The organism is Pseudomonas halotolerans, from assembly GCF_039581215.1.
GTDB classification, from domain to species: Bacteria; Pseudomonadota; Gammaproteobacteria; order Pseudomonadales; family Pseudomonadaceae; genus Aquipseudomonas; species Aquipseudomonas tehranensis.
In genome coordinates, this window is sequence record NZ_JBCNTJ010000010.1 from 78,049 (window position 1) to 99,086 (window position 21,038).

A 21,038-nucleotide genomic window follows, 5' to 3' on the forward strand; every position below is an offset into this window, starting at 1 on the left:
GCATCGCGACATTGTCTAGCCGAGGTACCCCATGCTGATCCCCCACGACCAACTCGAAGTCGACACGCTCACTCGCCTGATCGAAGATTTCGTGACCCGCGACGGCACCGACAATGGCGACGACACCCCGCTGGAAACCCGCGTATTGCGGGTCCGGCAGGCCTTGACCAAAGGCCAGGCGATGATCGTCTTCGACCCGGAAAGCGAACAGTGCCAGTTGATGCTCAAGCACGACGTGCCCAAGCATCTATTCGACTGAACAGACCTTGCGGCTGGCCTGGGCCCTTTTTTTCTGAATCTTTTCGTAGATCTCGGAGCGATGAACGTCGATATGCCGGGGCGCTTCCACGCCAAAACGAACAGTGCTGCCGTTAACCGAGAGCACCCGGACGGAAATATCATCACCGATGGAAATCAGTTCACCCACAGCGCGGCTAAGTACGAGCATGGTTCTTGTCCTTAAGAATATCTGGACCTTGACCATGCCCGGCCCGCTTGAGGTTCTCAAGACACCCTCGGCAATTCAGTAACGCCCTACAAGCGAGACTCTGACAACTGAAGGAAACTTCCTGCAAAACCTGTCCGATAGCGGATTTATTCATGAGGTCGACATCCGCGGGCCGAACAGAATCACACTCGCCCCCACCACGCAGAGCGCCACCCCCACCCAGTCCGAAGCCAGCGGCCGCGCTCGCTCCACCACGGCCAGCCAGCCGATCGAGGCGATGATATAAATCCCGCCATAGGCGGCGTAGGCACGACCGGCGTAAGTCGCCTCGATGCGAGTCAGCAACAGGGCGAACAGTGTAAGGCTCAGCAGCGCCGGCGCGATCCACCAGGCGCTCTTGCCTTGGCGCAGCCACATCCAGAAAGCGTAACAGCCAGCGATTTCAAACAGCGCGGCGAGAAAAAACCATAAATAGTTGAGCATGGGAACGTCCATCAGGAGGGCCGAATGTGGCCATCCTGAGGACGCCGGACACTCAGGTCAACTCGGGTTCTGTCGAGCCTTGGCGCGCATCTTGTCGGCCATGACGGTCATTTCGTCGTACAGCAACTGCGGATTCTTCTGTTTGATCGCCCAGGCCATGCGGCCTTGCTCGTGGGGCAGGATCATGAACTGGCCCTGGGCGACCTGCTCATAAATGTAGTCGGCGATATCGGCAGCGCTGATCGGCGAGCTTTCCAGCAACTTGCCGACCTGAGCTTTCATCGCCGGCGTCGGGCCGCGGAAGGAGTCCAGCAGGTTGGTCTGGAAAAACGACGGGCACACCACATGCACACCGATTTCCTGCTGCGCCAACTCGATCAGCAGGCTTTCCGACAGCGCCACCACGCCGGCCTTGGCCACGTTATAGTTGCTCATGGCCGGGCCCTGCATCAGGGCGGCCATGGAGGCGATGTTGATGATCTTGCCGTGGCTTTTTTCCAGCAACGGCAAGAACGCCTTGCACCCCTTCACTACGCCCATCAGGTTGATCGCGATCTGCCAGTCCCAATCCTCCAGGGACAGTTCGCTGAAGAATCCACCCGAGGCCACACCGGCATTGTTGACGATGATGTCGATGCCGCCGAGCTTCTCTTCGCAGGCCTGGGCAAACGCCGTCAGTTGGCTGTAGTCGCGTACATCGCAGCGCTGGACGAAACCGTCGCCGCCGGCATCACGCACCAGCCTGAGGGTTTCCTGAAGGCCCGGCTCACTGACGTCCGACAAGGCCAGGCGCCAACCTTCGCGGGCCCAGCGCAGCGCGATTTCGCGACCCAGGCCAGAACCGGCACCGGTAATCATCATGCGATTTTGCATAGCAAACAGCCTTGTTGTTCCGGGAGAGATGAGCCGAGTGTAGCGAAGGACCTTGCCGGACCCACGCTCCATCAGAGTGCTGAATGGCGGGGGCAAACCTTAATGGGTTTTCAGGGGAACATCGCTGTGGCGCAGCTTTGCTTCCATAGAGGGGTTCTTTGGCGCACTAAAAAACATTGAATTTTTTACAGGACGTTACGGTCGGACATAGTAAGCCGCCCGGATTTAATGCATGCGTGCTGGTAGTTGAAAGTTGCATCACTCCAGAACTGACCAATAAGGAAATCACCAATGGGCACAATACTCATCATTATCCTGATCCTCCTGCTGATCGGTGGCCTGCCGGTCTTCCCTCACTCCAGAAGTTGGGGTTACGGCCCGTCCGGTATCCTCGGTGTCGTACTGGTAGTGCTGTTGATCCTGCTGTTACTGGGCAAGATATGAACCGTTGAGCGCAAAAAAAAGAGGCCCGTTAAGGCCTCTTTTTTTATGCGCTGAACTTCTCAGTCCGGAACACCCTGTGTCACGCCGGCGGTATTATCCAGCAGGCTCTTGGTGGCGGTTTGCAGAAACGCCTCCAGCTTGAGTTTCATTTCAGCCGCCTGCGGCGCGTCGGCAATGACATCCGCGCGTGGCTGGGCACCGAGTTGGTAGCGATACAACTTGGGGGCCATTTCCTTTTCCCTCGGCAACACCAGGATTTTGTCGTCGCGGATGATCGCCGTGGTCTGGTCACTGCCCGACGGTTTGATCACGCCAAAGCCGCTATCGCCCTGGGGCAGGTTCAACAGATCGCGGCCCCAGCACTGGTTACGCACTTGCCCGCCGATCCGGCCCATGATGGTCGGGACGATATCGACCTGGGTGCCCACGGTGTGGTTGCGCTGGCCGAACTTTTCCTGGACACCCGGGCCAATCAACAACATGGGCACGTTGAAACGGCCCAAGTCCATTTCGGTAAGCTGGCGCTCGTTACCAAAGCCGTGGTCACCGACGATGACAAACAGTGTTTCCTTGAAATAAGGCTCCTTACGAGCCTTTTCGAAGAACTGCCCCAGCGCCCAATCGGAATAACGCATGGCGGTCAGGTGCGCATTCAGGCTGCCACGGTCCGTGACCGGCTCCACCGGCAACGGTGTCGGCAACGCATACGGCGTGTGGTTGGAGAGGGTTTGCAGAAGCGCATAGAACGGCTTGCCGTTTTCCCGCGCCTTGAGCTCGATCAGGGAACGGTCGAACATATCCTGATCGGACACGCCCCAGGTCGGATCGGAGAACACCGGGTTTACATAGTCATTGCGCCCGATGAATGTGGTCATGCCCTGGCCGCTGAAGAAACCCGACTGGTTGTCCCAGGCGAAGTCACCGTTGTAGACATACACGTCATCGTAGTCTCGGGCACTGAGCAGTTGCGGCAGCCCGGAAAACTTGTGGCTGCCTTCAGGTGTCTGCATCAGGTACTCAAAGCCCGGCAGGTTCGGGAAACACGCCATGGTGGCAAACATGCCCTGATGGGTGTGGGTGCCATTGGAGAAGAAGCGGTCAAACAGCAGACCTTCCTTGGACAGTTTGTCCAGATAAGGCGTGATATTGCCCGGCGCGCCCAGGGCGCCCACCGAGTGCCCCGCCATGCTTTCCATGAGGATCACTACCACGTTCTTGATCGGCAAAGTCTTGTCGGCGGGTGGCGTGTAGTCGCGACGTACGGCAGCGGTGTCTGCATCGACCAGTTTGTCGTTGGGCATCACCAACATGTCCCGCACGGTCTGCTGGGCCAGCGGCTGCTCGAGGGTGGCTTTCCAGATGTTGTCACGGTGTTCGGACATCCGGCTCTTGGCCGCGGCCACCAGTGACAACGTGCCATTAAGGCCCAACTGGTTGGCAAAGTTCGAATCGGTGGTGTAGACGTCACCCCAGCGCATGGGCGGCCCCTGGCGCAGTGTGCCCCGGGCGGCGCCCACGGCCACGACCAAACAGACCATGAACACCGCGACACGCCCGTACCACGGAGCCACCTGGCGTGTGCCAATGGTGCCGCCACTGAACGGCCCGCGCGGTCGGGTCGCGCGGTCGGCGCCCTTGAACGCCATCGCGAGGATCAGCGTGCCCACGGCCCACGCCAACAGGTAGCGCACCACCGGGAAACCGTACCAGAGCATGCTCATCACGGTTTTCGGGTCTTCCTGCACATACTGGAAGACCAGGCCGTTGAGACGCTGGTGAAACTCGCGGTAGAAGTCCATCTCCATCAGACCGAGGAACAGCCCGATGCTGGCGGTGACGGTCAGCCAGAAACGAAAAAAACCACGGGCCGCCATGGCCCGCGCGCTGAACAAGGCCAGCACCAGCGGAATACATAGATAGACCACCAGACGCAGGTCAAAACGCAGCCCGTTGACGAATGCCTCAACGAAGGTCGAGGCCGGGGTGTCGAGGATCATTTCGCGGTTGTAGACCAGTAGCGCCACGCGCAACAGGCTGAACATGATCATCATGACCAAGGCACAGAGCAGGGTGTAGGCCAGGTGTGATTTGACGGTCGGTTGCAGCAGACGATGCGTGGTGCGGTGCTGACTCAGGGCGTCCGGGATTGCCATGTCGTGTAAGGGCCTAAAGGGGTTGAGGGCGAATAGAACAACGGCGCGTCCTATGCCGACATCACCCGGGTCCTTGGGTCTACGCGAGTGCGCAAGCGTTGAATGAATGGCGGGGCATCGCCATTTGACTCACCGACCGCAACAAGCGCCGGGATTGTCCGTGAGGGTCTGTGAAAATTTTGTTCAATGACCATTCGCAAACACAAAACCGCGGATTGCCCGATGAATTGTGTGCCGAACCGCACTGTGGCCAGGGGATAGATCCCCTCACCACAGGTCAGCGTGATTGATGATCAGTCGTTGCTTGGTTTGTTGATTGCCTGCAGAACGTACTGCGGCATGGCGAACGCGCCGAGGTGAACTTCGGGGTTGTAATAACGGGTGACGATGCCGCTGCCAATGAAACGCTCGCGCAGGGTTTCACGAGACAGCTTGCGATAGGCGGTATCCGTCGAGCCCCAGGCGAAAGTCATCGCGCCGCCAATGTAGGTCGGCACGGCAGCCTGGTAGAAATGCCAATCGGCAAACAGGCCACGCAGACGCCCGGCGGTGGTTTGTACTTCGCCCAGTTGCATGAATGGCGTGCCGTTCTGGGTCACCAGAATGCCGCCTTCGTTCAGGCAGCGGTGACAGGCCTGGTAGAAGTTTTCCGAAAACAACACTTCACCCGGACCGATCGGGTCGGTGGAGTCGGAAATGATGACGTCGAATTTCTCCTGAGTGGTCGCGACAAAACGCATGCCGTCGTCGATCACCAGGTTCAGGCGCGGGTCGTCGTAGGCGCCTTTGGAGTGGTTGGGCAGGAACTCCTTGCACATGTCCACCACGGTGCCGTCGATTTCCACCATGGTGATGTGCTCAACGCCCAGGTGCTTGGTCACCTCGCGCAACATGCCGCCGTCGCCACCGCCGATGATCAACACGCGCTTGGCCGCGCCGTGGGCGAGGATCGGTACGTGGGTCAGCATTTCGTGGTAGATGAATTCGTCGGCTTCGGTGGTCTGGATCACCCCATCGAGCGCCATCACCCGGCCCATACGCGGGTTCTCGAAAATCACCAGGTGCTGGTGCTCGGTGCGCACTTCGTGCAGCAGCTTGTCCATCCGAAAACGCTGGCCGTAGCCTTCGTAGAGGGTTTCCAGGTAGTCGCCGGTCGGGGTAGTCGTCATGGTCAGGTGCTCCGATAAATACGCGGTTGGCCGATGAAGGCTCGCAAAGGCGCGCATTCTACGACGGCGGGGATGACAGGTCGAACCTTGAAAACCATCACCTGCTGAACTCAGTCCCTTGTGGCGAGGGGATTTATCCCCGCTGGGCTGCGAAGCAGCCCTTTGACACTGAACTCAATCTTCCTGACACACCGAGTTGCCTGGTTTGGGGGCTGCTTCGCAGCCCGGCGGGGATAAATCCCCTCGCCACAGGGTTCATCGCCAGCTTTTAATGGAACTGACGCCCCAACCCCGCCGGCACGCCTTCGATGGTGGTCTCTTCCCACGGCCCGTTGGGGCTGATGGAGCGGCTCCAGCCGTTGCTCCAGCGGTAATAGGTGCGCTGGCGATAGAAGGTGTTGGTGTGGTTGTCCAGCACATAGACTCCAAGCTTGGCGTCCCAGTGGCTATTGCCGCCGGGTGGCGGGGCGAAGCTGGCGGAAGTACGAGGCAACGGCTTGGCCGGTGTGTTCGGCGTGACGGGCTTGCTTGGGGCGGTCGACGGCCCCGGCTTGGTGGCCGGGCCTGAAGACGGGATGGGAGGCAGCGGCGCCGACGGCTGCGGCGGACGCTGGACCGCACAAGCACTCAGGCCCAGGACGAGCGTGAGCAGGGTGATACGAGCGATGGCGGTCATGGTGCGAATTCCTGTTATTTATCCGGGCTGTCGATAGTCAGTTGTTGCTGCGCCGTGGTGCTGCTCGCCAGAGGTTTGCTGCGGCCGATCCATTCACCGGCGGTCGGTTGACCAGCCCGGGAAATGCGCGCCACCAGTTGGACTTCAGGGAAGTTCGACAGTTTCAGTTGCGGCATCATGGCGTCCGCATCGCCCAGTTCCACGGTAACAGGCAGGTCAGCGACGGTCAGGCGCTTGGCCGCCAGCGGCGCCGGCGGGCCGGAAACGGCGCGGGCAAAGATGAACACGCTGTCTCCCGGTTGTACCTTGGCCTTGAGCGCTGGCGCCAGCTCGACGCGCACCTTGAGCAACGCCGCAGCCTTGGCCACTGGCGCCTGGGCGACCTTGCCGCCGCCGGCCTCGAGCTTCTCGGTGGCACGGCTGATACCGCCCTGCAGCGCATCACGGGACTTGTCGCCTTCCGGCAGTTGCGCGAGCAGACGGCCCCAGTAATCAATGGCCTCCTGATAGCGCTCGCCTTCGAACGCGGCGATTCCCAGCAGGCCCAGGCTGGTGACCTCCTTGGGATCGAGCTTGAGCGCTTCGTCGGTCAGGGCCTGGACCTTGTCCGACCATTTCTTGCCATCGGCGAAATACTGCGCCTGAGCCCACTGGCCCAACAACTCGGGTTGGCGACCGGCCACCGCCACGGTGCGCTCGAAGATCTTCGCGGCATCCGCCGGCCGGTCCTGGGCCATGTAGGTGCGACCGAGGAAATACAAGCCCTCGGCGTTATCCGGTTGCGCCGCCACCGCGCGCTCCAGGCGCAGGGTCATTTCTTCCATCGACTGCGGCGCCTGGGCGAATTCACGGGTCAGCTCGACCTTGTCACTGGCGCCGAAATGCAGATACAGCCCCAGCCCCAACACTGGCACGAGCACGGCGGCGAGTAACGGCAACGGTTTACCCAAGCGAGACTCGCGCGGCGCATCAGCGCCTTCGGTGTCGGCGAGCAGTTCACGCGCGGCTTCGGCGCGGCCGGTGTCCAGTTGCGCGGTATTCAGCACACCCTCTTCCTGCTCGGCCTGCAACTCGGCGACGCGCTCCTGATACAGCGCTACGTTGAGCGCGGTACGGTCCTCTTCGCGCTGGGCGCGGCGAACACGCAATACGGGGATCAACAGAAAACTCAGGGCAACCAGGAGAAGCAGACCTGCGGCGAGCCAAAAATCAATCATGCTTGGTTTTATCCAACAGTTGGTCGAGGCGCTGACGCTCTTCGACAGAAAGCGTGTCCGGGGCAGCCGTGCGCTGGACCCGGCGGCGACGCACAATCATCGCGATGACTACGAAACCGCCGAGCAACAGCCCGGCGGGGCCAAACCAGAGCAGTGCGGTCTTGGAGGTCAAGGCCGGGTTGTAGCGCACGAACTCCCCATAGCGGTCCACCATGAAATCGATGATCTGCTGGTTGTCCTTGCCCTCGCCGAGCATGCGGAAGATTTCCTTGCGCAGATCGGCGGCAATCGGTGCGTTGGAATCGGCGATATCCTGGTTCTGACACTTGGGGCAGCGCAGTTCCTTGGTCAGTTCACGGAACCGCTCGCGCTCGCCCTCGTTGGCGAATTCGTAGGTGTCGATGGCGGCGTGGGCCACGCCAGCCAGGCTTACCCCGAGGATAACGGCTGCTAACCAGCGCTTCATGGCTTGGCCTCATCGACCAGCGCCTGATACTTGGCGGCCAGTTTTTCGCGCCAGACCTGTTCGTCGATCACGCCGACGAACTTGTCGCGGATGACACCCTTGGCGTCGATGAAGAAGGTTTCCGGCGCCCCGTAAACGCCCAGGTTCAAGCCCAGAGAGCCTTCTTCATCGCGGATATCCAGTTGATACGGGTTGTGAAACTCGGCCAGCCACTTCAAGGCATCGGCGTTGACGTCCTTGTAATTGACGCCGTAGATCACCACGCCGTTCTGGGCCAGTTTGTTCAATACCGGATGCTCAACCCGGCAGGAAATGCACCAGGTGCCCCAGACATTGACCAGCGCCGGTTTGCCCAGCAGGTCCGCCCGCGTCAGGGTCTTGTCGCCCTGCACCGACGGCAGGGAGAACTCCGGGAACGGCTTGCCGATCATCGCCGACGGCAATTCGGCCGGGTTCAGGTAGAGCCCCCGGTACAAAAACACCGCCATCAACAGAAACAGAGCCAGCGGCAACACCATCAACCAACGTTTCATGCAGGGGCTCCCGTCATGCCCAGGGTTTCACGCACCCGGGTTTTCACCTTGACCCGATAACGACGATCCAGCGCCGCCAGTATTCCGCCCAGGCCCGTCAGCAAGCCACCGAACCAGATCCAGCGCACGAACGGCTTGACGTGGACCCGCACCGCCCATGCCCCATCACCCAGGGACTCGCCCAGTGCTACGTAGAGGTCGCGGGTGAAACCGGCGTCGATCCCGGCTTCGGTCATCACCGAATTCTGCACGGTGTAGAGGCGTTTTTCCGGATGCAGCACGGTGATTTCCTGACCGTTGCGGATGACCCGCACAGTGCCTTTGTCGGAGGTGAAGTTCGGGCCTTCGTAATGTTTGGCCCCCTCGAATACGAACTGATAGCCACCCAGGTCCATGGACTCTCCGGGTGCCAGACGCAGGTCGCGCTCGGCGCTGTTCTGGCTGGACAGCACCACACCCAGGGCGCAGACGGCGATGCCCAGGTGGGCGATTTGCATGCCCCAATAACTGCGAGTCAACGTCGGCAGGCCCTTGATCAGGCCTTTGTGGCGGGTTTTGTCAAAGATGTCCCGCACGCCAGCCAGCAACACCCAGGCCGCCAGCACGAAAGTCGCCAGCACCGCCCAGTTGAAATCGCCATATGCAATCGCGGCAATGACGGCCAGGGCAGCAGTGCCCAGCAGCACGGGTGTCAGCATGCCCATCAGCCATTTGACCGGCGTGTCTTTCCAGCGCACCAGCATGCCGACAGCCATCACCACCATCAGGATCGCCATCAGCGGAATGAACAATGCATTGAAGTACGGCGGGCCGACCGACAGCTTGGCGCCGGTCAGCGCGTCGAGCACCAGCGGGTACAGCGTGCCCAGCAGGATCATCGACGCGGCAACCACCAGCACCAGGTTGTTGCCCAGCAACAGGGTTTCCCGGGACCAGAGGTTGAAGCCGACCTGGCTTTTCACCACCGGCGCCCGCAAAGCGAACAGCGTCAGCGAGCCGCCGACCACGAACAGCAGGAACATCAGGATGAACACGCCACGCTCAGGGTCGGAGGCAAAGGCATGCACCGAAGTCAGTACGCCGGAACGCACCAGGAACGTTCCCAGCAAGCTGAGGGAGAATGCCGCGATGGCCAGCAGCACGGTCCAGCTCTTGAACACCCCACGTTTTTCCGTGACGGCCAGCGAGTGAATCAGCGCAGTGCCCACCAACCAGGGCATGAAGGAGGCGTTTTCCACCGGATCCCAGAACCACCAGCCACCCCAGCCGAGTTCGTAATAAGCCCACCACGAACCCAGGGTGATGCCAATGCCCAGGAAGGCCCAGGCGACGATGGTCCAAGGACGCGACCAGCGCGCCCATGCGGCATCGAGACGACCGCCCAGCAGCGCGGCGATGGCGAAGGCGAAGGCTACGGAAAAGCCGACATACCCCATGTAGAGCATCGGCGGGTGAACGATCAGGCCGATGTCCTGCAGCAACGGGTTGAGGTCGCGGCCATCCAACGGCACCTGGGGCAGGATGCGCTCGAAGGGGTTGGACGTGAGGATCAGGAACAGCAGAAAACCGATGCTGATCATGCCCATCACCGCCAGCACACGGGCGAGCATCACTTGCGGTAACTGCCGGGAGAACACCGAGACCGCGAAGGTCCAGCCGGCGAGGATCAACGCCCAGAGCAACAGAGACCCTTCATGGGCGCCCCACACCGCGCTGAACTTGTAGTACCAAGGCAAGGCGCTGTTGGAGTTGCCGGCAACGTAGGCCACGGAAAAATCGTCAACCATGAAGGCGTAGGTCAGGCAACCGAAGGCGAACAACATGAAGGCGAACTGCCCCCACGCCGCTGGCTGGGCCAGGCTCATCCACAAACGATCGCCGCGCCAGGCACCGAGTAAAGGCACCACCGCCTGAACGATGGAAAAACACAAGGCCAGGATCATCGCCAGATGGCCCAACTCGGGAATAAACAGACCGGTCATCGATCAACCCTCCTTCACGGGAGCGGGCGCCGACTGGCCGCTGTCTTTCAAAGCCTTGGTCACTTCCGGCGGCATGTATTTTTCGTCGTGCTTGGCCAGGACTTCATCGGCCACCACCACGCCTTCGGCATTGAGCTTGCCCAGGGCGACGATGCCCTGCCCTTCGCGAAACAGGTCGGGCAGGATGCCACGATAGGTGATGGTCACGGTCTTGTTGAAATCGGTGACGTTGAATTTCACGTCCAGCGAATCCCCGGACCGCACCAAGGACCCCTCCTCCACCATGCCGCCGGCCCGGATGCGCGTGTCTTGGGGCGCTTCGCCGTTGGCAATCTGGGTCGGGGTGTAAAACAGGTTGATGTTCTGTTGCAAGGCGCTCAGGGCCAGGCCGACCGCAGCGCCGACACCCACCAGGAGGGCAAGAATGATGACAAGACGTTTTTTGCGCAGCGGATTCACTGACCGTTCTCCCGGCGCAGACGGCGCGCCTCTTGTTGCAGATACCGCTTGCGGGCCAGGATCGGCGCCGCCACGTTGAGGGCCAGCACCGCCAGGCAGATGCCATAGGCGGACCAGACATACAGGCCGTGATGGCCCATGGCGAGAAAATCGCCGAATGACGCAAAACTCATCGAGCGGCCTCCAGGCTGTTCTGCACTTCGGCCTTCACCCAACTGGCCCGGGACTCGCGCTTGAGCACTTCCAGGCGCATGCGCATTAACAGCACCGCGCCGAAGAAACAGTAGAAACCCAGCGCTGTGAGCAACAGCGGCAGCCACATCTCCACCGGCATCGCCGGTTTTTCGGTGAGGGTGAAGGTTGCGCCTTGGTGCAGGGTGTTCCACCACTCCACCGAGTACTTGATGATCGGGATGTTGATCACGCCGACAATCGCCAGCACCGCGCAAGCCTTGGCGGCACTGTCACGATTGCTGATGGCGTTGCCCAGCGCAATAAGACCGAAGTACAGAAACAGCAGGATCAGCATCGACGTCAGTCGGGCATCCCAGACCCACCACGAGCCCCAGGTCGGTTTGCCCCAGATCGCGCCGGTGGCCAGCGCCACGGCGGTCATCCAGGCACCGATGGGCGCGGCGCATTGCAGGGCCACATCCGCCAGTTTCATTTTCCACACCAGCCCGACCACACCGCACACTGCCAGCATCACGTAGATGGACTGGGCCAACAGCGCCGTGGGGACGTGAATGTAGATGATGCGAAAGCTGTTGCCCTGCTGGTAGTCCGGCGGGGCGAAGGCCAGGCCCCAGACTGCGCCAATGCCAATCAGCAGCACTGCCAGGAGGCTCAACCAGGGCAACAGTTTGCCGCTGATGCCGTAGAACCACTTGGGTGAGCCGAGCTTATGAAACCAGGTCCAGTTCATTGCTGTTTTCCGTCACGGTTGCGGCACGCTATCACGGGCCGCCAGTCTGCCTTTACTTCAGAAGAAGTGGTCAATTTTCGACCAGGCGTCATTATTATTCGCCGACGCTGATTTTCAGGCCAGCGGCTATTGCAAAGGGTGTCAGGGTTATCGCCAGGGCGGTCAGGCTCCCAAGCCACAGCAGATAACCGGTTGCCGGCAGGCCTTGCAGCGCGGCTTGCAAGGCGCCACTACCGAGGATCAACACCGGGATATACAGCGGCAGGATCAGCAGCGCCAGCAACAGGCCGCCGCGTTTCAACCCCACCGTCAACGCCGCGCCGACTGCACCGAGCAGGCTCAACACCGGCGTGCCCAGCAACAGCGACACCAACAATACCGGCATGCAGGCGGCGGGCAAGCCCAGCATCATCGCCAGCAGCGGCGAGAGCAGCACCAGCGCCAGGCCGGAAAAAACCCAGTGTGCCAGTACCTTGGCCAAAACCAGAAGGGCCAGGGGGTGCGACGAAAGGACCCACTGCTCCAGGGATCCGTCCTCGAAATCACTGCGGAAAAGCCCGTCCAGCGAGAGCAGGACCGATAAAAGCGCCGCCACCCAGACCAGCCCCGGCGACAAGGTTTGCAACAATTGAGTCCCGGGACCGACCGCCAGCGGGAACAGTGCGATGACTATCGCGAAGAACACCAGCGGATTGGCCAGTTCGGCCGGACGGCGGAACAACAGGCGCGCCTCGCGGGCAAGCAACAGGCCAAACACGCTCATACCGCCCAGTTCCCAAGATCGATGTTGCGATAACCGGATGGCATCCGCGCCAAGGTGTGGTGGGTGGTCAACAGCACCATGCCGCCTCTCTCGCAGTGCCCGGCCAGGTGCTCCTCGAGCTGCGCCACGCCCTGCTTGTCCAGGGCGGTGAACGGCTCGTCGAGAATCCATAACGGCGGGCTGTCCAGATACAATCGGGCCAGGGCCACGCGGCGCTGCTGGCCAGCGGACAGGGTGTGGCACGGTACGTCTTCGAAGCCGCGCAGGCCCACCGTCGCCAGCGCCTGCCAGATCGCCTCACGCCCGGCCGGTCGATGCAGCGCGCAGAGCCAACTGAGGTTTTCTTCAGGCGTCAGCAAATCCTTGATGCCGGCGGCATGGCCGATCCAGAGCAGGTTGCGGGCCAGTTCGCTGCGCTGGCTGTGCAACGGTTGGCCATTGAGCAGCACCTGGCCGGCGGTCGGCTGCATCAACCCGGCCATCAGGCGCAACAGGCTGGTCTTGCCACTGCCGTTGGGGCCGCTGACCTGCACCATATCGCCGCGTGAGAGTCTCAGTTCGAGATGTTCGAAAAGCAGCCGCAAATCCCGCTCACAGGCGAGGCCGACGGTTTGCAGAAGAGGACTGGTCAAGGGATAGCGGGCCTTATACGGTTCAAGTCGGCCATGCAGCGGCCGTTAAAGAGGTGCAGCATAGATGCTTTGGTGGCCGGTTCCACAGAGCTGCGTCAAACAATTGCAAGGTTTTCGCCCCTCCCTGAAAGACCGGCGGCATTATACATGTCATGCCCCAGGGGGCGTGCTCAATTAGCTTCCCAAGGTAAGACCGCAGATGACAGGCGACATGAACATCCCGCCGCTGCCTCAGGCCTCGGCAACTACCCGTATGCCGGCGGTCACGGGCGAGCTGCTCAAATTGCTGACGCCGGTCGAAGGCCTGATCGGTGCGGGCCAGACCGCCAAGGCCGAAGTGTTGTCGCTCAAGCAGGCGGAACAGACCTTCCAGCTGTTGCTCAAGGTCACCCTGGAGAGCGGTCGCCAAACCACCGTTCAGGCCACCAGTACCCAGCCATTGCCCCAAGGCACCAGCCTGGCCGTGACGCAGCCGTCGGCCAGCAATCTGGCGATTACCGTGCAGCAGGCCATCGCCTCCAGCGTCGCCACCCTGACCCGTATCGACACGGCACAGATGCCGGTCGGCACTCTGCTGCAAGGCAAGGTGCTCACCAGCCAGGCGTTGCCGCAGTTACCGGGACAACCGGCGGTTTACCGGTCGCTGGTGAGCCTGCTCAACACTGCCCAGGCTGGCAGAACCCTGGACATCGACAGCCCGCGACCGCTGCGCATCGGCACGCTGCTGAGCGCTCAGGTACAAGATGCCCAGACCTTGAAATTTGTCCCCCTGAGCAACCGCCAGGAACAACTGGCGGTCAGCCAACAACTGGTTACGCAGATGAGCCGCCAGGGCTCGCTGGACAGCCTGGTCACCGCGCTGCAAAACACCGTGCTGCAAAAGCTTCCGGTCAGCGACGACACCGGCGCCGAGCTGCGCGCCGTGGTGACACGCCTGTTGGCGGGCCTGCCGGACATCCAGCAACTGAGCACACCCAAGGGCCTGGCTCAGGCCATGGCCGCCAGCGGCACGTTCCTGGAAAGCAAACTACTGGCCGGGCAAGTACCGAGCCTGGCGCCGGACATGAAGGGGGATCTGCTGAAACTGATCGCCCAACTGACCCCGGCCCTGCCCGCCTCCACCAACCTCGCTGCCATCATTGCCGCTAACACGTTGGCCCAGGCGCTCCCCAGCTTCGTGCGTAACGCCCTGGGAACCCTCGGCCAGGTCAGCGTCAAACCGCAACCCACCAGTTTCCCCCTGCCCTCGCGCCTGTTGAAAGGCCAGGACGACGAAGGCGACCTGGAACAACTGCTGCGCCTGGCCGCCGCCGCCGTGTCGCGCCTGCAAAGCCATCAGTTGTCGAGCCTGGAACAGACGGGCCTGACCGACGATGGTCGGCTGATGAGCACCTGGCAGCTGGAAATCCCCATGCGCAACCTGCAGGACATCGTGCCGCTGCAGGTCAAGTTCCAGCGCGAGGAAACCCCGCCCCGGGAGCAGCCACAGGAACGCCGTGAAGAACGCGAACCGAAACAGCAGCTCTGGCGGGTCGAGCTGGCGTTCGACATGGAGCCACTGGGACCGCTGCAGATTCAGGCCCAGTTGCTCAGCGGCAGCCTGTCGAGCCAGCTATGGGCTGAGCGGCCGTACACCGCCAGCCTGATCGAAAGCAATCTGACAGCGCTGCGTGAACGCTTGGTGACCTGCGGCCTGAATGTGGGCGACCTGGATTGCCACCTCGGCACCCCGCCCCAAGGCCCCAAGACTCGACTGGAACAACGCTGGGTGGACGAAACCGCATGACAACCGACACCGCACCACGCCAGGCCATCGCCCTCAAGTACGACGGCCTCCACGCCCCCACTCTCACCGCCAAGGGTGACGAAGCCCTGGCCGAGGAAATCCTGCGGATCGCCCGGGAAAGCGAAGTGCCGATTTATGAAAATGCTGAATTGGTGAAGCTGTTGGCCCGAATGGAATTGGGCGACAGCATTCCGGAAGAGTTGTATCGCACGATTGCCGAGATCATCGCGTTTGCCTGGAATTTGAAAGGCAAATTCCCCCAGGGCTATGACCCGAGCGCGCCAAGTGTCGAGAAGGATGTGACCGATCGCGGCGACGATTACTGATCTCAGACCCAGCAAAGGGCCGCTCTTGTGGCGAGGGAGCTTGCTCCCGCTCGGTTGCGCAGCAACCGCAAAAAGATGGGGCCGCTACGCAGCCCAGCGGGAGCAAGCTCCCTCGCCACAGAGGTTGTGTGCGGGCTGGTTAACGCCAGAAAACCTTTGGGAGCGCTTAGCCGCCCTTATGCAACTTGCTCATCAACTCCGCCTCGGCCTGGGTCAAACCGCAGGCCTGGGTCAGTTCGTCGACGCTGGCGCCCATGCCCACCAGGCGGGCGGCCTGGGCGAAGGACAGGCTGGAGGGGTCGCGCTGTTCCAGTTGGGCCAGTTTGTCCGGCAACGGCGCGACCACGGCACGTAGCTCGTGCAAGGCTTCGCCCATGCGCACGGTGCCGTTCTGATAATCGTCAACGCGTTTGGCCAGGTCCCGGATGCGTTGATCACGCAACGCATCGCCCTGGGCCTGCTGAGCGGCGATCTGCCGCTGTCCGCGAATGTACGCGACAAACATTGCCAGCGTGCCTGCCCAGAAAAGGAACAGGACAATGACTGCTACCTCAAGAATCAAATCAGATACTCTCCAGTTCCGACCATTCCTCTTCGCTCATCATCTTCTCCAGCTCGACCAGGATCAGCAACTCGTTGTTCTTGTTGCACACGCCCTGGATGAACTTGGCCGACTCTTCGTTACCGACGTTAGGCGCGGTTTCGATTTCCGACTGACGCAAGTAAACCACTTCAGCGACGCTGTCGACGAGGATGCCGACCACTTGCTTGTCAGCCTCGATGATCACGATACGGGTGTTGTCGTTGACCTCGGTGGAATTGAGGCCAAACCGCTGGCGAGTGTCGATCACCGTGACCACGTTACCGCGCAGGTTGATGATGCCCAGCACATAACTTGGCGCACCGGGTACCGGGGCGATCTCGGTATAGCGCAGCACTTCCTGAACGCGCATCACGTTGATGCCGTAGGTTTCGTTATCGAGTTTGAAGGTTACCCATTGCAAAATCGGATCTTCGGAACCCTTGAGAGACGACGCCTTATCATTCATACCCTGACCCCTCGAAAAACCGCCTGTGGCGGTGTGTGTTCTGCCCCGTGACGCTGTGCGTCGCCGGTTGTCTTATTTCGGTTTCTGGACCGGCTTGGTGCCGCCCAGGTGTTTTGCCCCGCCGCTGGCGATCAGCTCAGCCAGCTCGGATACGTCCAGCAAGGCGCACATGTGCTCGATCACTGTACCGGCCAGCCATGGCCGTTGCCCTCGATGGCTGCGCCACTTGATCTCGTTCGGGTCCAGGCGCAGCGAGCGACTGACCTGATGCACCGCCAAACCCCATTCATACCCTTGCACCGAAATCACGTATTGCAGGCCCTGGCGAAAATCATCGCGATAACGGTCCGGCATCACCCAGCGCGCGGTATCCAGCACCTTCAGGTTGCCGGCCTGGCTCGGCAGGATCCCGAGGAACCATTCCGGCTGGCCGAACAACGGCGTCAGTTCCTGCCCGGCCAGGGAATATATCGATCCCAGGCATACCAGCGGCACCGCCAGGGTCAACCCGGCCACATCGAACAACAAACACTCGAACGGCTCGGCGGCCCAGGCCGGACGATCATCGGTCGGCACCGGCGGCGGTGGGCTGCTCGGCGGCAGATGGACTTCCACCACCGGCGTCACCAGGCCCTGCAGCAACGGCGCAACGGTCGAGACCGGTGCCAGGATCGGCGCAGGCGCTTCCATCACGGCCACCTGAGGCTTGATGAACGGCGCTTCGACTGCCGCGGCAATCACTGTTTTGTGCGCATCACGGGCCTGCTCTTCGAGCACGGCCGCCTGAAATTCATCCAGTCCACCTTCAGCTTCGACGGTCTCGGGCAACGCCTCGATCACGCTCGGTTGCGGTGGCAATTCTTCGGTTGCTTCCTGCAGCAGCCCATCCAGATAAGACTGCAGGGCCAATTGCGGACGCGAGGTTGTCTTTATCGGGCGGCTCATGGGAACAGTGCGCCACTTGAAAAGGTTATCGGCATGTATGCGCCAGGACTTGAGCGCTCACAATCGAGTGCAATGCCTTTGGTAAGCCTCGTCACCTTAAGCCACCTGCTGCGAAACGAGCTGCTGGGCCAGCAGGTGCTTGAGCAGCGCCCGGTAGGCCAGCACGCCGCGGCTCTTGCCATCGAATTGCGAAGGGGTCACACCGGCACGGCTGGCGTCACGCAAACGCGTGTCGACCGGAATGTAGCCTTGCCAGATGTCGTCCGGGTACATGTCCCGCAGCACGCGCAGGGTGCCCAGGGAGGCCTGGGTGCGACGGTCAAACAGGGTCGGCACGATGTTGAAGGCCAACGATTGCTTGCGCGAGCGGTTGATCATCGCCAGGGTATTGACCATGCGCTCCAGGCCCTTGACGGCCAGGTGCTCGGTCTGCACCGGGATAACCAGTTGCTGGCTGGCCGCCAGGGCGTTGACCATCAGCACGCCAAGCAGCGGTGGGCTATCGATGATCGCGTAATCGAAATCCTGCCACAGTTGCGCCAGACTCTTGGCGATCACCAGGCCCAGGCCGCTTTGTCCCGGCGACTGCCGTTCCAGGGTCGCCAGGGCGGTGCTGGAGGGCAGCAGGGAAATCCGCTCGTCGCTGGTGGACAGCAGCAACTGCCCCGGCAGGCCTTCGGGCACCCCGCCCTTGTGCAGGAACAAGTCGTAGTTGCTGTGCTCCAGGCTGTCGGGATCGTAACCAAAGTAGCTGGTCATCGAGCCGTGGGGGTCCAGATCGACCATGACCACGCGCTTGCCCGCCTCGGCCAGCAATCCGGCTAAAGCGATGGAAGATGTGGTTTTACCCACACCACCTTTTTGATTGGCGACTGCCCAGACTCTCATTCGGATTGTTCCTCCCGGCCGAAACAGGCTCGACCGAGAAATAGCTCGGTTATAAAGCGGGTGACGGAGAATTGACGGCGCTCTGTCTTCCCGGCGACTTGGGCTGGGTCGGTGCAGTTTGTGTGCCAGCACGCTTCAATGCCGCATCCGGTGTTGCATGGGCCGTGCCGGTTCCGGTCAGGCTACGGCGCACTTCAAGGTTGCGCGACACCACCAGCACCACTCGCCGGTTGCGCGCACGCCCCTCGGCGGTGGCATTGTTGGCCACCGGCTGGAATTCACCATAGCCCACCGACGCCAGCCGGCCGGGATTTACGCCCTGCATGGCGAGCATGCGCACGATGCTCGCCGAACGGGCCGATGACAGTTCCCAGTTGGTCGGGTACTGCGCAGTGCGAATCGGCTGATCGTCGGTGAAGCCTTCAACGTGGATTGGGTTGTCGAACGGCCTGAGGATCGCGGCCACTTTGTCGATGATGTTGAACGCCATGTCGCTGGGCATGGCGTCGCCGCTGCCAAACAACAGGCTGGAATTGAGTTCGATCTCAACCCACAACTCGTTGCCGCGCACGGTCATCTGATTGGAGCTGATCAGATCGCCAAACGCCGCGCTGATGTCATCGGCAATGCTTTTCAACGGATCGCTGCCGCCAGCGATACCGGCATCGACCTGCTCGGAGTCCCTGACCAGCGGTTTGGCCGGTGTAGTGGTCTTGGGCCGTTCGTCGCCGATAGGGATGGGCTTGAGGGCGCGGTCCGAGTCGGTAAAGACTCCGATCAGCGCCTCGGAAATCACCTTGTACTTGCCTTCGTTGACCGACGAGATCGAATACATGACCACGAAAAAAGCGAACAGCAGCGTGATGAAGTCGGCGTAAGAGACGAGCCAGCGTTCATGGTTGACGTGTTCTTCACGATGCCTGCGACGTGCCATTTTCCATGTCTCCCATCAGTCCATGAAGCCCTGGAGCTTCAACTCAATGGAACGCGGGTTTTCACCTTCGGCGATCGACAGGATCCCTTCCAGCAACATTTCGCGATAACGCGACTGGCGCAACGCGATGGACTTGAGCTTGGCGGCGATCGGCAGCAACACCAGGTTGGCACTGGCCACACCATAAATGGTCGCGACGAAGGCCACCGCGATGCCGCTGCCCAGTTGCGACGGATCGGCCAGGTTACCCATCACGTGGATCAGGCCCATCACCGCACCGATGATGCCGATAGTCGGTGCATAGCCACCCATGCTTTCAAAGACTTTGGCCGCTTCGATGTCACGGCTTTCCTGCGTGTAGAAATCCACTTCCAGGATGCTGCGGATGGCTTCCGGCTCGGCGCCGTCCACCAGCAGTTGCAAGCCTTTGCGCGAGTAGCTGTCGGGTTCGGCGTCGGCCACCCCTTCCAGGCCCAGCAAGCCTTCCTTGCGAGCGGTCAGGCTCCAGTTCACCACGCGGTCGATGCCTCCGGCCAGGTCGACTCGCGGCGGGAACAAGATCCAGATGAGCACCTGCATGGCGCGTTTGAAGGCGCTCATGGGCGACTGCAACAGTGCAGCGCCGATGGTGCCGCCGATCACGATCAAAGCGGCCGGACCGTTGGCCAGCGCCCCCAGGTGACCGCCTTCCAGGTAATTGCCACCAATGATGGCGACGAACGCCATGATGATGCCGATCAGGCTGAGCACATCCATTACAGGCACGCCTCGACCAGATGTCTACCTATGTCATCCAGCCCGTACACCGCGTCGGCCAGATCCGCTTTGACAATCGCCATCGGCATGCCATAGATCACGCAACTGGCTTCATCCTGGGCCCAAATGGCGCTGCCGCCCTGCTTGAGCAGGCGCGCGCCTTCGCGACCGTCGGCGCCCATGCCGGTGAGCACCACCGCCAGAACTTTGTCGCCGTAGGATTTAGCTGCGGAACCGAAAGTGATGTCCACGCACGGTTTGTAATTGAGTCGCTCATCGCCGGGCAGGATTTTCACCGCGCCGCGACCGTCGATCATCATCTGCTTGCCGCCCGGCGCCAGCAGCGCCAGGCCCGGACGCAGAATGTCACCGTCCTCGGCCTCTTTGACGCTGATACGACACAGCTTGTCGAGACGCTCGGCGAACGCCTTGGTAAAGGCTGCGGGCATATGCTGGATCAGCACGATCGGCGCCGGGAAGTTGGCCGGCAACTGGGTCAGGACCCGTTGCAAGGCCACCGGGCCGCCGGTGGACGTACCAATGGCAACCAGTTTGTAGGCTTTGCGCTTGGGGGCCGGCGACGATGAGGCACTGGCTGGCGCGGAACGGTTTGGCACTGGGGCCGGGGCACTGCGCGCAGGGGCCGGGTTGAAGCTGCCCGAAGAAGCCGGGGCTGGCGCCGGTGCAGGCGTTGGCGCAGGTGTGCTATAGGCACCGACACGCCGGTTGCTGCGGGAAATACTGTGGACCTTCTCGCACAGCAACTGCCGAACCTTGTCGGGGTTGCGCGAAATGTCTTCGAAGTTTTTCGGCAGGAAATCCACCGCCCCGGCGTCCAGCGCATCGAGGGTCACTCGGGCGCCTTCGTGAGTCAGGGAGGAGAACATCAATACGGGGGTCGGGCAGCGCTGCATGATATGCCGCACCGCCGTGATGCCATCCATCATCGGCATCTCGTAGTCCATGGTGATCACGTCCGGCTTGAGCGCCAGCGCCTGATCGATTGCCTCTTTGCCGTTGGTCGCCGTACCGACGACCTGAATACTCGGGTCCGCCGAGAGAATTTCCGAGACGCGGCGGCGGAAAAACCCCGAATCGTCCACCACCAGGACTTTAACTACCATAAACACT

At 61.5% G+C, this 21,038-nt stretch carries 26 protein-coding genes; 4 read left to right on the top strand and 22 right to left on the bottom strand.

The genetic code is table 11. The annotated features are described in order from the left end of the window. Positions 1 to 31 precede the first annotated feature (31 nt). Entirely contained in the window at positions 32 to 259 is a 228-nt protein-coding gene (locus tag AAIS01_RS15280; RefSeq protein WP_024778700.1) for a YheU family protein, read from the top strand. Here AAIS01_RS15280 and csrA read toward each other — a convergent pair. From csrA to AAIS01_RS15295, 3 genes are all read right to left on the bottom strand, one after another. Beyond that, positions 248 to 448 carry a carbon storage regulator CsrA gene (gene csrA / locus AAIS01_RS15285; protein ID WP_256231474.1) on the bottom strand — a complete coding sequence of 67 codons (201 nt, stop codon included), beginning with the start codon at positions 446 to 448 and terminating at the stop codon, positions 248 to 250. The genes AAIS01_RS15280 and csrA overlap by 12 nt on opposite strands. Positions 449 to 598: 150 nt before the next feature. After that, on the bottom strand, positions 599 to 931 hold the full coding sequence (locus AAIS01_RS15290) for a YnfA family protein (protein ID WP_343469637.1): 333 nt from the start codon (positions 929 to 931) through the stop codon (positions 599 to 601). Between the two features lie 57 nt (positions 932 to 988). Next, the gene (locus AAIS01_RS15295) at positions 989 to 1,804 is read right to left on the bottom strand and encodes an SDR family oxidoreductase (protein WP_092397595.1); all 816 of its coding nucleotides are present in this window, start codon (positions 1,802 to 1,804) and stop codon (positions 989 to 991) included. 291 nt (positions 1,805 to 2,095) lie between these two features. Here AAIS01_RS15295 and AAIS01_RS15300 point away from each other — a divergent pair, with 291 nt between their 5' ends. After that, positions 2,096 to 2,248, top strand: coding sequence for a DUF3309 family protein (locus AAIS01_RS15300; RefSeq protein WP_092397593.1), 153 nt, complete (start codon positions 2,096 to 2,098; stop codon positions 2,246 to 2,248). Between the two features lie 59 nt (positions 2,249 to 2,307). Here the strand turns inward: AAIS01_RS15300 and AAIS01_RS15305 are convergent, their stop codons facing one another. The 12 genes from AAIS01_RS15305 to ccmA all read right to left on the bottom strand — a co-directional run bounded on the left by AAIS01_RS15305 (position 2,308) and on the right by ccmA (position 13,223). Further along, complete coding sequence (locus AAIS01_RS15305) at positions 2,308 to 4,401, bottom strand: LTA synthase family protein (protein WP_343469638.1); 2,094 nt, start codon at positions 4,399 to 4,401, stop codon at positions 2,308 to 2,310. Between the two features lie 293 nt (positions 4,402 to 4,694). Continuing rightward, a complete protein-coding gene (gene speE, locus AAIS01_RS15310; RefSeq protein WP_343469639.1) occupies positions 4,695 to 5,570 on the bottom strand; it encodes a polyamine aminopropyltransferase in 876 nt (291 codons plus the stop codon). A gap of 268 nt (positions 5,571 to 5,838) precedes the next feature. Further along, positions 5,839 to 6,246 (bottom strand): lipoprotein, encoded by a 408-nt coding sequence (locus AAIS01_RS15315; RefSeq protein ID WP_047226279.1) that lies wholly within the window; start codon positions 6,244 to 6,246, stop codon positions 5,839 to 5,841. A 14-nt stretch (positions 6,247 to 6,260) separates the two neighbouring features. Further along, a complete protein-coding gene (gene ccmI, locus AAIS01_RS15320) occupies positions 6,261 to 7,463 on the bottom strand; it encodes a c-type cytochrome biogenesis protein CcmI (protein ID WP_343469640.1) in 1,203 nt (400 codons plus the stop codon). Then, the gene (locus AAIS01_RS15325) at positions 7,456 to 7,929 is read right to left on the bottom strand and encodes a cytochrome c-type biogenesis protein (protein WP_343469641.1); all 474 of its coding nucleotides are present in this window, start codon (positions 7,927 to 7,929) and stop codon (positions 7,456 to 7,458) included. Before AAIS01_RS15325 ends, ccmI begins: the two co-directional genes overlap by 8 nt. Continuing rightward, positions 7,926 to 8,462 (bottom strand): DsbE family thiol:disulfide interchange protein, encoded by a 537-nt coding sequence (locus AAIS01_RS15330; RefSeq protein ID WP_092397581.1) that lies wholly within the window; start codon positions 8,460 to 8,462, stop codon positions 7,926 to 7,928. The genes AAIS01_RS15325 and AAIS01_RS15330 overlap by 4 nt, the downstream gene beginning before the upstream one ends. Continuing rightward, the gene (locus AAIS01_RS15335; RefSeq protein ID WP_092397579.1) at positions 8,459 to 10,444 is read right to left on the bottom strand and encodes a heme lyase CcmF/NrfE family subunit; all 1,986 of its coding nucleotides are present in this window, start codon (positions 10,442 to 10,444) and stop codon (positions 8,459 to 8,461) included. Before AAIS01_RS15335 ends, AAIS01_RS15330 begins: the two co-directional genes overlap by 4 nt. Before the next feature lie 3 nt (positions 10,445 to 10,447). Then, a complete protein-coding gene (gene ccmE / locus AAIS01_RS15340) occupies positions 10,448 to 10,903 on the bottom strand; it encodes a cytochrome c maturation protein CcmE (protein ID WP_343469642.1) in 456 nt (151 codons plus the stop codon). After that, positions 10,900 to 11,076, bottom strand: coding sequence for a heme exporter protein CcmD (ccmD, locus tag AAIS01_RS15345; protein ID WP_007939192.1), 177 nt, complete (start codon positions 11,074 to 11,076; stop codon positions 10,900 to 10,902). The genes ccmE and ccmD overlap by 4 nt, the downstream gene beginning before the upstream one ends. Continuing rightward, complete coding sequence (locus AAIS01_RS15350) at positions 11,073 to 11,828, bottom strand: heme ABC transporter permease (protein ID WP_343469643.1); 756 nt, start codon at positions 11,826 to 11,828, stop codon at positions 11,073 to 11,075. The genes ccmD and AAIS01_RS15350 overlap by 4 nt, the downstream gene beginning before the upstream one ends. Positions 11,829 to 11,922: 94 nt before the next feature. Then, positions 11,923 to 12,591: a heme exporter protein CcmB gene (ccmB, locus tag AAIS01_RS15355; protein WP_343469644.1), complete on the bottom strand. Its 669-nt coding sequence runs from the start codon at positions 12,589 to 12,591 to the stop codon at positions 11,923 to 11,925. Continuing rightward, the gene (gene ccmA / locus AAIS01_RS15360) at positions 12,588 to 13,223 is read right to left on the bottom strand and encodes a cytochrome c biogenesis heme-transporting ATPase CcmA (protein ID WP_343469645.1); all 636 of its coding nucleotides are present in this window, start codon (positions 13,221 to 13,223) and stop codon (positions 12,588 to 12,590) included. The genes ccmB and ccmA overlap by 4 nt, the downstream gene beginning before the upstream one ends. A 199-nt stretch (positions 13,224 to 13,422) precedes the next feature. Between ccmA and fliK the strand changes: the two genes are divergently transcribed. Next, complete coding sequence (gene fliK, locus AAIS01_RS15365) at positions 13,423 to 15,009, top strand: flagellar hook-length control protein FliK (protein ID WP_343469646.1); 1,587 nt, start codon at positions 13,423 to 13,425, stop codon at positions 15,007 to 15,009. Next, a complete protein-coding gene (locus tag AAIS01_RS15370) occupies positions 15,006 to 15,335 on the top strand; it encodes an EscU/YscU/HrcU family type III secretion system export apparatus switch protein (protein ID WP_186657862.1) in 330 nt (109 codons plus the stop codon). The genes fliK and AAIS01_RS15370 overlap by 4 nt, the downstream gene beginning before the upstream one ends. 166 nt (positions 15,336 to 15,501) lie before the next feature. On the opposite strand, the gene AAIS01_RS15375 is transcribed toward AAIS01_RS15370, so the two are convergent. The 7 genes from AAIS01_RS15375 to AAIS01_RS15405 form a co-directional block, all read right to left on the bottom strand. After that, positions 15,502 to 15,897 carry a DUF2802 domain-containing protein gene (locus AAIS01_RS15375; protein ID WP_047226268.1) on the bottom strand — a complete coding sequence of 132 codons (396 nt, stop codon included), beginning with the start codon at positions 15,895 to 15,897 and terminating at the stop codon, positions 15,502 to 15,504. Between the two features lies 1 nt (position 15,898). Then, positions 15,899 to 16,384, bottom strand: a complete 486-nt coding sequence (locus AAIS01_RS15380; protein WP_024778681.1) for a chemotaxis protein CheW — start codon at positions 16,382 to 16,384, stop codon at positions 15,899 to 15,901. A gap of 72 nt (positions 16,385 to 16,456) precedes the next feature. Beyond that, entirely contained in the window at positions 16,457 to 17,329 is an 873-nt protein-coding gene (locus AAIS01_RS15385) for a CheW domain-containing protein (protein ID WP_092458430.1), read from the bottom strand. A 96-nt stretch (positions 17,330 to 17,425) separates the two neighbouring features. Then, positions 17,426 to 18,217 carry a ParA family protein gene (locus AAIS01_RS15390; protein WP_047226266.1) on the bottom strand — a complete coding sequence of 264 codons (792 nt, stop codon included), beginning with the start codon at positions 18,215 to 18,217 and terminating at the stop codon, positions 17,426 to 17,428. A 49-nt stretch (positions 18,218 to 18,266) separates the two neighbouring features. Beyond that, complete coding sequence (gene motD, locus AAIS01_RS15395) at positions 18,267 to 19,151, bottom strand: flagellar motor protein MotD (protein WP_047226265.1); 885 nt, start codon at positions 19,149 to 19,151, stop codon at positions 18,267 to 18,269. Between the two features lie 15 nt (positions 19,152 to 19,166). Further along, on the bottom strand, positions 19,167 to 19,907 hold the full coding sequence (locus AAIS01_RS15400; protein ID WP_214913094.1) for a flagellar motor protein: 741 nt from the start codon (positions 19,905 to 19,907) through the stop codon (positions 19,167 to 19,169). Beyond that, positions 19,907 to 21,031, bottom strand: a complete 1,125-nt coding sequence (locus AAIS01_RS15405) for a protein-glutamate methylesterase/protein-glutamine glutaminase (RefSeq protein ID WP_343469647.1) — start codon at positions 21,029 to 21,031, stop codon at positions 19,907 to 19,909. The genes AAIS01_RS15400 and AAIS01_RS15405 overlap by 1 nt, the downstream gene beginning before the upstream one ends. Between the last annotated feature and the right edge of the window lie 7 nt (positions 21,032 to 21,038).